Origin of the sequence: Pseudoduganella sp. R-31 (assembly GCF_049913235.1) — a bacterium.
Taxonomy (GTDB): Bacteria; Pseudomonadota; Gammaproteobacteria; order Burkholderiales; family Burkholderiaceae_D; genus Rugamonas.
In genome coordinates this window covers 2,061,831-2,073,748 of record NZ_CP183986.1, presented here as the reverse complement: position 1 = coordinate 2,073,748, position 11,918 = coordinate 2,061,831, and the positions used below count along the sequence as shown (strand labels likewise).

Here is an 11,918-nt window from a genome sequence, read left to right as displayed (position 1 = left end):
CTTAGTCTCCGACGGCCACAACGACGACCGACTTGGCCGGCATCTTCACGGTCAGCTTGCCGCCGCTGGACTGCACGGCGATCGGCGCCGGCTTCACGGCGTCCGGCTTGGCGAAGGTGTTGTGCGCATCCATCGCGTTGGCGGTCAGCACGCGTGCGCTGGCCTTGCCTGCACCCACGCCATCGATGTTCACTTCTTCAGCCTCGCCGGGATTGGTGTTCACCAGCGCCACGTAGATCTTGCCATCCTTGCCGCGTGCGGCGGAAGCGCTGACCTGCGGGATGCTCTTGTCGCCGGAGCTGTACTTGCGGTTGCCTTCCAGCGACAGCGGCAGGGTGGTCGCTCCCTGGAACGGCACGTACATTTCGTATGCGTGGTAAGTCGGCGTCAGCAGCATCTTCTCATTGTCGGTCAGGATCATGGCCTGCAGCACATTGACCATCTGCGCAATATTGGTCATGCGCACGCGGTCGGCATGGTCGTGGAAGATGTTGAAGTTCAGCGCGGCCACCACTGCATCACGCAGGGTGTTCTGCTGGTACAGGAAGCCGGCGTTGGTGCCCTTCTCCACGTCATACCAGGTACCCCATTCGTCGACATAGAAGCCCAGCTTCTTCTCCGGATCGTTCTTGTCCAGCACCTTCACGTTGTTGCGGATGTGGTCTTCCATGCGCATGGTGGCATGCAGGGTCGAGAACCATTCATTGTCGGGGAAACCGGTGGCCGCGCCCTTCACTTCCCACTTGCCGGTCGGGATGGTGTAGTAGTGGAAGCTGATGCCGTCCGTCATATTCTTGGCGGACTTGCTCAGTTCTTCGGTCCAGCTGGTGTCGTTGTCGTTGCCGCCGCTGGCGACCATTTTCGGACGCGCGCCGGCCGGGGTCTTGAGGAAGGTGACGCTCTGGCGATACAGGTTGGTGTAGTACTCCGGCTTCATATTGCCGCCGCAGCCCCAGGCTTCGTTACCAACGGCGAAGTAGGCTACCTTGAACGGCTTGTCGCGGCCATTCTTGCGGCGCAATTCCGGCAGGGTCGACTTGTTATCGGAGGTCATGTACTCCAGCCATTCCGCCATTTCCTGCGGCGAGCCGGTGCCCAGGTTGCCGTTCACGTAGGCATCCGCGCCCAGCTGCTCGACCAAGTCGAAGAATTCATGAGTGCCGACCGCGTTGTTCTCGTCCACGCCGCCCCAGGTGGTGTTGATCTTGACCGGACGCTTGTTGCGCGGGCCGATGCCTTCGCGCCAGTGGTATTCATCGGCGAAGCAGCCGCCTGGCCAGCGCACCAGCGGCACGTTCAGCTTCTTCAGCGCACCGATCACGTCGTTGCGCCAGCCGCGCGTATTCGGGATCTTCGATTGCGGGCCGACCCACATTCCGCCGTAGATGCCGGTGCCAAGGTGTTCGGCGAACTGGCCGTAGACGTCCTTGTTGATGACCGGACCGGGTTTGGCGGTGTCGATCTTTACGGTGGTGGCAGCTTGCGCCAGGCCTGCGGTGAGCAAGGCCAACGCGATCATCGTCTTCTTCATAGCATCTCCTAGTTTATTGTTTGAATACCGCAACGAAGCCGCCGTGTGGCTGCATCGTGATCTTCTGCTTGCCGGCGGCAACCGCCCGCTGGCTGAATTCGCGCTCGCCGGCGCCATCGGTGATCAGCGTGCCGGGCGCGCCGAGTTCCACCGATACTTCCTGCGCGCTGTCCTGCGCATTGAAACCCGCCACATACCAGGTGTCGCCGGCGCGCCGCGCCAGCACCACGTAGCGTGCCGGCACGCCGTCGACGAAGCGTACGTCGTCCCAGCTGCGTGGCAGTTGCCGCAGCAGGTCCTGCACATAGGCCGGCACAGTTGCCATGCCGTCCGGGGTTTCGGCGAAATGCTGGATGCCGGACGTGAACAACACCGCTTCCGCCAGCTCGAAACCGTTGCGCGTGGCGCGCTTGATTTTGGGGATGTCGCCGAAAGCCATGGGAGTGAAGTCCATCGGGTCGAACAGGTTGCGTGCGAAAGGCAGCATGGCTGCATGCTTGACCACCTTGTCCTGGCCGTCCTGCTCGAAAGTGGAGAACTCGAAACCGCGTACCGCCTCCGCCGTCATCAGGTTGGGGTAGGTACGGCTCCAGCCGCGCGGCAGCGTGGCGCCGTGGAAGTTCACCAGGAGGCCGGCTTCCGCCGCGTCCTTCAGGATGTCGACATAGTAGGCGATGAAGGATTGGCCATCGCCGCCGAAGAAGTCAATCTTCACGCCCTTGATGCCCATTTCGCGCAAACGTGCGAATTCGGCGCGGCGCGCTTCGCGGGTCAGCAGCTTGCCCTTGGGCGAATACTCTGTCTTGTTCCAGCTGCCCGAAGAGTTGTACCAGGCCAGCAGGCCGACGCCCTTCCCTGCCGCGTACTGGGCCAGCTCGCGCATCCTGTCGTAGCCGATCTTGCGGTCCCAGTCGGCGTCGACCAGGGTGTAATCCCACTTCATCTGCACCGCATAGTCGATGAACTTTTTCTGCACATCGAACACGGTGGCATCGTCTTTCAGGATGGCCCAGCTCCACGAAGCGTGGCCCGGCTGCACCAGCGCGGCATCGAACGGGATCGCAGGCGCAGCCAAGTCGGTGCCCAGCGTCGACTGCATGACCGTAGCCAAGGGTCCCAGGGCCAGCACGCGCCATGGCGAGGCCGCGCCGCTGCCCATCAGGGCGCCACCGGGAAACACTTCCGGAGCGCTCGGGCCGCCAATGCGGTATTCGCCGCCGGGCGCCTTGTCCTGCAGGCGCGAGGCGTGCCAGCTGCCGTCCATGCCGGCCTCGGTCAGCGCGACCCAGTTGTCGCCGCTGCGGAACAGCGCCGGGAAGACCCAGCCCGACGGCAGCGGCGACGCGGTGCCGACCGGGATGTCGGCCTGGTAGTACTCTTCGTAGGAAGGATTGGTGTTGGCCCAGCCGGTCTGCGCGACCGACATCGGTTGCAGCCAGGCGCGGGCTGCGGGCGCGAAGGCAAAGCTGGTGGCCTCGCGGCGCACAGTGCCGCCGGCGGTCTCGTAGCGGAAGGCCACGCCGTCGTTGGAAACGCGGAACACGATGTCGAGCTTGCGTCCCTGCTTGTCGCGCAGGGAGAAGCGGCGCTCGTTGGCTTCGTAATGGTTGCTGCGGCGCTTGCCGGTGGCGAGCGTGTAATCTTCGGAAATGCGCTGCACTGCGCCGGCGGAAGCCAGGCGCAGGCTGCGTGTCAGGTCGGCCGATTGCAACTGGAGGCCAAGGCGGGAAGTCAGCAGCACCGGCTGGCCGGCGCGGGCGACCGCATAGGTCGGCTCGCCGCGCGGCGATAGTTCGAACTGCACCTTGACCTGCTTGTCAGGGCTGGCGATGTCGTGCGCGAAGGACCACGACTGGACTGCCACCAGCAATGCCGGAAGGGCGAGCTTGATCATGGCAATCTCCTTTTAAACCCAGCCTGCGTCAACGATAAAATCCTGCGCCGTGCACATGGCGCTGTCATCGGCGCCCAGGAACAGGCACATGGCAGCGATGTGTTCCGGCAGCAGCTTGCCCGGCAGGCACTGGCTGCGGGCGATCTCTTCTTCCGCCGCAGCGTCGACCCACAGGTCCACCTGGCGCTGGGTCATGACCCAGCCTGGCGTGACCGTGTTGACGCGCACATTGTGCTTGCCCAGGTCGCGCGCCATGCCGCGGGTCAGCCCGTGGGTCGCGGCCTTGGCGGTCGCGTACACGGGATAACCGGCGCCCTTGGCGATCCAGGAGATCGAACCGATGTTGATGATGGAGCCGCCGCCCTTGGCCTTCATGCCCGGCAGGACTGCCTGGCAGGTGAAGAACAGCGGGCGCTGGTTGATGGCGATGCGCTGGTCCCAGTATTCCGGGGTCACATCTTCGACACTATGACGCTGGTCGTTCGCCGCATTGTTCACCAGCACGTCGAAATCGCCCAGTTCCGCCGCAAACTCTTTCATCGTGCGCTGCAGCGCCGCGATGTCGGTGATGTCGCAGGCGCGGAACTGAGGGCGCTCGGCGCCGCTGGCGGCAACAGCGTCGCACAATGCTTCGCTGGCCTCTTTCGCAATATCGACGAACGCCACGCGGGCGCCCTGTTTTGCAAAGGCCGCGACGATGCTGGCGCCGATGCCGGTGCCGCCGCCGGTGACAAATACCCGCTTGCCCTGGAGGCTCGGGTAGTTTGCTGCTTGTGTCATGGTGTCTCCATATTTTTATTGCTGTTTTTCTAGTGCTGGCCGAGGACGCCGTCGCGGCGCCGCCAGGTATTGCCCGGATTTTCATCCTGCAGCACCGGCGGCAGCAGCGAGGCCGGCAAGTCCTGGTAGCACACGGCGCGCAGGAAGCGGTAGATTGCCGCCGTGCCGACCGAGGTGCTGCGGCCATCCGAGGTGGATGGGAATGGGCCGCCGTGCACCATCGCGCTGGTGACTTCGACGCCGGTCGGATAGCCATTGGCCAGGATACGGCCGGCTTTGCGCTCCAGCACCGGCAGCAGCTTGCGCGCAGTCGCGGCATCGCCGTCGGCCATCTGCAGGGTAGCGGTCAGCTGGCCTTCCAGGTGTTCCGCCACGGCGATCATCTCGTCGATGTCGCGGCAGGCGATCACCAGCGAAGCCGGGCCGAATACTTCATCCGACAGCGCATGCTGCGACAGGAAGGCCTTCGCTGTGGTGCGGAACAGCGCAGCGCCGCCCTTGCAGCCGCCGTGCGGGGTGGCAGTGACAGTTTCAACGTCGTTGCGCGAGGCCAGCGCCTGCACGCCGCGCTGGTAGGCGCCGGCGATGCCTGCGCTCAGCATGGTCGCAGGTGCGACGCCGCCCAATGCCTGCGCGGCGCTGGCGCAGAAGCGCTCCAGGCCCGGGCCTTCAATGCCCAGCACCAGGCCGGGGTTGGTGCAGAACTGGCCGACGCCCAGCGTCAGCGATGCCGCAAAGCCGGCAGCGATGCTGTCAGGACGGCCAGCCAGGGCTTCCGGCAACAGGAAGACCGGGTTGATGCTGCTCATTTCAGCGTACACGGGAATCGGCTGCTTGCGCGCTGCGGCGGTAACCATCAGCGCGGTACCGCCGCTGCGGGAACCGGTAAAGCCGACCGCCTGGATCGCAGGATGCGCCACCAGCGTCTGGCCGATGTGGCTGCCGCTGCCGGTCAGCAGCGCGAATACGCCCGCCGGCAGGCCGCACTGGGCCACGGCGGCCACCACGGCGCGCGCCACCAGCTCGGAAGTGCCAGGGTGGGCGGAGTGCGCCTTCACCACCACCGGGCAGCCGGCCGCCAGCGCGGAAGCCGTATCGCCGCCGGCTACAGAGAACGCCAGCGGGAAGTTGGAAGCGCCGAAGACGGCAACCGGGCCAACGCCGATCAGGCGGAAACGCAGGTCGGCGCGCGGCGGCGTGCGGGTCGGCAGGGCCACGTCGATGCGCGGATCGCACCACGAGCCTTCGCGCAACAACGCGGCGAACATCTTGAGCTGGTTGCAAGTACGCGCCCGCTCGCCTTCCAGGCGGGCTTGCGGCAGGCCGGTTTCGGCCATGGCCCGCTCGATCAGTTCCGCGCCGATGTCGAGGATGTTGCGGGCAATCGCGTCCAGCAGTTCCGCACGCGCGGTGTCGCTGGTGGCACGGAAGGTGTCGAATGCGGCGCCGGCCAGGCGGCAAGCGTCATTTACCTGCTCGACGCTGACAGCGTTGAATTCTTCGCCGAACTGCTGCTCCAGGCCGGGATTGAAGGCGCGCTGTGCGGCGCCCTCCCCGCGCACGGCCACGCCGCCAATGAGTGCTTCGCCGGTAATGGTCATAGTTGGTTCACTTTCTTGTAGCGGGATTCCTGGATGCGCAGCGGATTGCGCAGGGCCGGGCCAAATGCCGGTGCCTCGACTTCAAAGGTCTCGCCTGCCTGCACGGAGATGCCGTCGGCGAAGCTCAGGGTGGCGGTGCCGAAGAAATGGATGTGCACGTCGCCAGGGCGGCAGAACAGGCCATACTTGAAGTGGTGGTATTCCAGGTTGGCGATGGTGTGCGACATGTTCTGTTCGCCGCTGACGAAGGCCTTTTGCCAGCGCACCGCGCCATCCTTGCCGACGATACGCGAGGCGCCGTCGATATGCTGCGGCAGTTCGCCCACGCGCAGGGCCGGGCCGAGGCCACAGTTGCGCAGCTTGGAGTGCGCCAGGTAGAGGTAGTTCTGGCGTTCCGTCACGTGGTCGGAAAACTCGTTGCCGATGGCGAAACCGAGGCGGTAAGGCTGGCCGTCTTCGCCGATCACGTACAGGCCGGCGATCTCAGGCTCTTCGCCGCCGTCCAGCGAGAACTCGGGCATGGTCAGCGCCTGGCCGGTGGCGGCAACGATCGAACCGTCGCCCTTGTAGAACCATTCCGGCTGCACGCCGCGTTGGCCTTCCGCAGGCTTGCCGCCTTCCACGCCGAGGCGGAACATCTTCATGGAATCGCTCAGCGACTCGACGTCGCCGCCGATCTTGCGGTGCATGGCGTCGCGCGCATCGGCGCTGCCCAGGTGGGTCAGGCCGGTGCCGGTGACGTAGCAGTGCGCCGGGTCGGCGTGGTCCAGCGGCGGCAGGATGCGGCCGGCGGTCGCCACGGCTTCGTAGCTTTCGGTACTGGTGCCGATGGCAGCTTGCGCAACGGCGGCCAGGCCTTTTCCGCTGCCGATGGCGCGCTGCGCCAGTTCATAGGTGGTGGACACGCCGTCCAGCACGCGCAGCACGTCGCCGTCCAGCGAGGCTACGCGGCGCGAGCCGGCTTCATTGGTGAATTGTACGAGCAGCATGGGTTCTCCTTAGTGCGAATGGCGCGGCACGGCCGAACCGCGGCAGCCAACCAGGAAGTCGAAGTCGCAGCCTTCGTCGGCTTGCAACACGTGGTCGATATACAGTTGCTGGTAGCCGGACTTCGGCGGCTCCTGCTGCGCGGCGCGCTCGGCGAGGCGCGCCTTCATTTCCTCGTCGCTAATCTCGAGCTGCAGCTTGTTGTTGGCGCAATCGAGCTCGATCCAGTCGCCATCCTTCACGGCGCCGAGCGGGCCGCCGGCCATCGCTTCCGGCGCCACGTGCAGCACCACAGTGCCGTAGGCGGTACCACTCATGCGTGCGTCGGAAATGCGGACCATGTCCTTGATGCCCTTGGCCAGCAGCTTTGGCGGCAGGCCCATATTGCCGACTTCCGCCATGCCCGGATAGCCTTTCGGGCCGCAGTTCTTCATCACCAGGATCGAGTTCTCGTCGACGTCCAGGTCCGGATCGATGATGCGCTCCTTGTAGTGGTCGAAGTTCTCGAACACCACGGCCTTGCCGCGATGCTGCATCAGGTGCGGCGAGGCGGCGGAAGGCTTCAGCACTGCTCCGCGCGGCGCCAGGTTGCCGCGCAGGATGCAGATGCCGCCATCGGCGATTAGCGGGTTGTCGATCTTGCGAATCACTTCATCGTTGTAGATCGGCGCTTCGGAGCAGTTCTCGCCAATGGTCTTGCCGTTGACGGTCAGCGCATCCGGATGCGGCAGCAGGTTTGCTTCGCCCATGCGGCGGATCACGCCCGGCAAGCCGCCGGCGTAGTAGAACTCTTCCATCAGGTAGCGGCCGGAAGGCATCAGGTCGACGATGGTCGGCATGCCTTTGCCAACCTTGGTCCAGTCTTCCAGCTCCAGCGGCACGCCGATGCGGCCGGCGATGGCTTTCAGGTGGATCACGGCGTTGGTCGAACCGCCGATGGCGGCGTTGACGCGGATCGCGTTCTCGAAGTTTTCGCGCTTGAGGATCTTGGACAGGCGCAGGTCTTCCCACACCATTTCGACGATGCGGATGCCGGACATATGCGCCAGCACGTAGCGGCGCGCGTCGACGGCAGGAATCGCAGCGTTGTGCGGCAGCGAGGTGCCGAGCGATTCGGCCATGCAGGCCATGGTGGATGCGGTACCCATGGTGTTGCAGGTGCCGGCGGAACGGGACATGCCCGCTTCGGCCGACATGAACTGGTGCATGGTGATTTCGCCGGCCTTGACCTGCTCGTGCAGTTGCCAGACGGCGGTGCCAGAACCGATGTCCTTGCCGTTCAGTTTGCCGTTCAGCATCGGGCCGCCGGTCACGACGATGGTCGGCAGGTCGACCGAGGCGGCGCCCATCAGCAGCGCCGGGGTGGTCTTGTCGCAGCCCACCAGCAGTACCACGGCATCCATCGGATTGCCGCGGATGGATTCTTCCACGTCCATGCTGGCCAGGTTACGGGTCAGCATGGCGGTTGGGCGCAGGTTGGATTCGCCGTTGGAGAACACAGGGAATTCGACCGGGTAGCCGCCCGCTTCCAGGATGCCCTTCTTGACGTGTTCCGCGAGCTGGCGGAAGTGTGCGTTGCACGGGGTCAGTTCGGACCAGGTATTGCAGATGCCGATGATTGGCTTGCCGCGGAATTCGTGATCAGGAATGCCCTGGTTCTTCATCCAGCTCCGGTACATGAAGCCGTTTTTGTCCTGCGTCCCGAACCATTCGGCCGAGCGAAGTTTTATCGTTTTCTTTGTCTCTGACATGGATTCCTCCGCTTATTGATGGAGGAAATGTTACGGCTCAGAGCAATATATTTCTAATGACTTATTTGTTCCTATCAATATCAAAATCAATATCGAGAAAAACGGAAGGCCAGGGTGTTCCGATAGACCTCTCCCGGGCGCAGGATCACGCTGGGGAAATGCGGTTTATTGGGCGCGTCAGGGAAGTGTTGCGGCTCCAGGCAAAAGCCGCCGCGATGCGGGAAACCCAGCGAGCCGTCAAGGAAATTCCCGCTGTAGAACTGGATGCCCGGCTCGTGAGTGAGCACTTCCAACTGCCGCCCGGAGCGCGGTTCGCGCACCCGTACCGCGCAGCGCATGCCCTCGGCCGGCGCCAGCGCAAAGTTATGGTCGTAGACCGCATCGCCGATGGCGCGCGGCTCGCGGAAATCGAACGGCGTTCCCGCCACGGCGGCCAGTTCGCCGGTTGGTATCAAACCGTCGTCGACCGGCGTGTAATGCGGCGCATCGATCCACATTTCGTGATCGTTGATGGTGCCGCTGCCGGCCAGGTTGAAGTAGGCGTGGTGGGTCAGGTTGACCGGCGTTGCGCGGTCTGTGGTGGCGCGGAAGTCCACAGTCAGCGCGCCATCGTCGCTGAGCGTGTAGCTTGCCTGCACGTCAAGATTGCCGGGATAGCCCTGCTCCCCGTCCGGGCTGCGGTAGCGCAGCACCAGGGCCTCGCCTTCCACGTCGGCATCCCACACCACCTTGTCGAAACCTTGCGCGCCGCCATGCAGGTGGTTGGCGCCATCGTTGACGGCCAACTGGTGCTCGGCGCCGTCCAACGTGAAGCGGCCTTGCGCGATACGATTGCCGCAGCGTCCGATCAGCGCGCCGAAATAAGGCGAACGGCCGAAATACTCAGCCGCCGTGTCGAAGCCCAGCGTGACATTGGCCAAGCGGCCGTCACGATCCGGGGCCAGGATATGGGTGACGATCCCGCCGTAATTGGTGATCCTGACCTCCATGCCTTGGGCATTGGTCAGGGTGAACAGGGACAGCGGCGTGCCGTCCGGTGCGTGGCCGAATGGCGCGCTCTGGATCATGTGTGCTTACTCGATAACTGAGGGCCGTCCGAAGACGGGCATGCCCTGCGCATCCCAGCGCAGCGGTTTGACGAAAGTATGGCGGTCCGGGTTCCACAACGGGTCGCCGACGATTTCCGTGTACGTGCGGGCATGGTACACCAGCAGCACGTTTCCGTCCGCGTCCACGGTGAAGCTGTTATGCCCAGGGCCGTAGATGCCGTGCTCGAAGCAGGTCTGCAGTACCGGCTCCTTCGACTTGGTCCAGGCGGCAGGGTCCAGCAGGTCCGCATCGGCATCGGCCCACAGCAGGCCCATGGCGTAATTCTCGTCGGTGGCGCTGGCGGAATAGCTGATGAACACCTTGCCGTTGCGCTGCAGGACGGACGGGCCTTCGTTGACCCAGAAGCCGCGGATCTCCCAGTCGAACTCCGGCTTGGTCAGCATCACCGGCTTGCCCTTGATCTGCCACGGCGTTTCCATCTCTGCGATGTAGAGATTGGAATTGCCTTCAATTTCATTGTCCTTCTGCGCCCACAGGTAATACAGCTTGCCCTTGTGGGTGAAGGTGGTCGCATCCAGGCAGAAGGTGTCGATGCCGGAATCGACCTGCCCCATGAACTCCCACTCCCCTTCCAGCGGATTGGCGTTCTGGTTGCGGATCGCGTACATGCGGTGCTGGAACAGCTTGTACTTGATCTCGCGGCTCGGTGCGGCGGCAAAATAGACGTACCAGGCGCCCTGGTTGTAGTGCAGTTCCGGCGCCCAGATCAATTCACTGTAGGCGCCGGTGTCCGGCTTGTGCCATACGTCCACGGTCTGCGCATCGCGCAAGCCTTCTATGGTGGCGGCGCGACGCAGTTCGATGCGGTCGTATTGCGGCACCGAGGCGGTGAAGTAGTAATAGCCGTCGCTGTGGCGAACGATATAGGGATCGGCGCGTTGCTCGATCAAGGGAGACAGTTTTTGCATGTTCAAGCGCTTACATAGCCGTTGGACTTCATGCTCTCTTTCACGGTGCCGTAATACTCATCGCTGATGCGATAGGCGAACATCAACAGCCCCATGAGCAGGTGGAAGAAGCCAGGAATCACCGAAAGCATCAGGGCGATGCCGTTCAGTGCGAATTCGGATTGCGCCTGATTAGGCACGTAATGGAAATAGGTGAGCAGGATGCCAACCAGGCCGCCGGCGATCGCCATGCCCGCCTTCTGGCAGACCGAAATGCCGCCGAAAGCAAACCCGGAAACGCGCTTGCCGGTCTTGACCTGGCCGTAGTCGATCGTCTCGCCGATAGCGGACCAGAATACCGGCGCATGCAGGTCGACGATGAACGACAGTGCGAAGAACAGTATGAAGGCCAGCATCACATCGCCCGGCTTGACGAGGAGGTAAATCGCCAGGCTGATGCCCGCCACGATCAACTGCGTCCAGCGGAACAGCTTGACCTTGCAGTAGACCTTCGTGATCCAAGTCGATGCGATCATCGACAGGATGGCGGCCACCACGCCGGTGGACAGGAAGGCCGATACCTGCGCCGTATTGAGGCCCAGATAGTACTTGGCGTAATAGATCGCCACCGAACCTCGCACCACATAGCCGATGGTGCCGGTCACGCACACGCCGCACAGGATCAGCCACTGGTCGTTCTTCATCAGCACCTTCAACTGCTCGCCCAGCGACTGTCGCACCACCACATGGTGCACGCGCTCGGTGGTGGTGAAGAAGCAGAACAGGAACAGCGCCACGCCCAGCACCGCCATCACCGCCATCGCCATCTGGTAGCCGTGGGCGGCATTACCCTCGCCCCAGCGCTCCGACAGCAGCGGCACCACGATGGTCACCAGGAAAGCGCCAATCTTGGCAAAGAACAGGCGGTAGCCGTTGGCCGACAGGCTTTCCTTCGGATCGCTGGTCAGCGCACTTGGCAGGGAAATATACGGAATGCCAACACCCGCCGTCATCACGGTCATGATGATGTAGGTGGAGTAAGCCCACACCAGCTTGGCGTCGTAGCTCCAGTCCGGCGTGGAGAACACGAAGAGAATACTTACGCCGTAAGGAACCGCAAGCCACAGCAGGTAGGGGCGATAGCGGCCGAAGCGGCTGGTGAAACGGTCGGTGATCTGCCCCATCGTCAGGTCGGCCACCGCGCCGACAATCTTCACCAGCACGAACAACAGCGCCAGGTCTTGCGTTCGCAAGCCGTAGATGTCGGTGTAGAAGAAAGTAATAATCAGCATCATGGACGAGATCACGACATTGAGTGCCGCATCCCCTGCCCCGAAGCCCGCCTTTTCGAGCACCGACATCTTTTGGTTTTGCATG

General features: G+C 63.6%; 9 protein-coding genes. All 9 read right to left on the bottom strand.

Features of this window, described 5'->3' with window-relative positions; translation table 11 throughout:
- Position 1 precedes the first annotated feature (1 nt).
- On the bottom strand, positions 2-1,531 hold the full coding sequence (locus ACN9MY_RS09390) for an alpha-N-arabinofuranosidase (protein WP_426337193.1): 1,530 nt from the start codon (positions 1,529-1,531) through the stop codon (positions 2-4).
- A gap of 13 nt (positions 1,532-1,544) precedes the next feature.
- On the bottom strand, positions 1,545-3,425 hold the full coding sequence (locus ACN9MY_RS09385) for a glycoside hydrolase family 97 catalytic domain-containing protein (protein ID WP_426337192.1): 1,881 nt from the start codon (positions 3,423-3,425) through the stop codon (positions 1,545-1,547).
- Between the two features lie 12 nt (positions 3,426-3,437).
- Complete coding sequence (locus ACN9MY_RS09380) at positions 3,438-4,205, bottom strand: SDR family NAD(P)-dependent oxidoreductase (protein WP_426321911.1); 768 nt, start codon at positions 4,203-4,205, stop codon at positions 3,438-3,440.
- A gap of 29 nt (positions 4,206-4,234) precedes the next feature.
- Complete coding sequence (locus tag ACN9MY_RS09375) at positions 4,235-5,806, bottom strand: aldehyde dehydrogenase (NADP(+)) (RefSeq protein WP_426321909.1); 1,572 nt, start codon at positions 5,804-5,806, stop codon at positions 4,235-4,237.
- A complete protein-coding gene (gene araD1 / locus ACN9MY_RS09370; protein WP_426321907.1) occupies positions 5,803-6,795 on the bottom strand; it encodes an AraD1 family protein in 993 nt (330 codons plus the stop codon). The genes ACN9MY_RS09375 and araD1 overlap by 4 nt, the downstream gene beginning before the upstream one ends.
- A gap of 9 nt (positions 6,796-6,804) precedes the next feature.
- Positions 6,805-8,544: an IlvD/Edd family dehydratase gene (locus ACN9MY_RS09365; protein WP_426170032.1), complete on the bottom strand. Its 1,740-nt coding sequence runs from the start codon at positions 8,542-8,544 to the stop codon at positions 6,805-6,807.
- A gap of 86 nt (positions 8,545-8,630) precedes the next feature.
- Complete coding sequence (locus tag ACN9MY_RS09360; RefSeq protein WP_426337191.1) at positions 8,631-9,611, bottom strand: aldose epimerase family protein; 981 nt, start codon at positions 9,609-9,611, stop codon at positions 8,631-8,633.
- Positions 9,612-9,617: 6 nt separating this feature from the next.
- Entirely contained in the window at positions 9,618-10,562 is a 945-nt protein-coding gene (locus ACN9MY_RS09355; protein WP_426170027.1) for a glycoside hydrolase family 43 protein, read from the bottom strand.
- Between the two features lie 2 nt (positions 10,563-10,564).
- Complete coding sequence (locus ACN9MY_RS09350; RefSeq protein WP_426170024.1) at positions 10,565-11,917, bottom strand: MFS transporter; 1,353 nt, start codon at positions 11,915-11,917, stop codon at positions 10,565-10,567.
- Position 11,918: the final 1 nt, after the last annotated feature.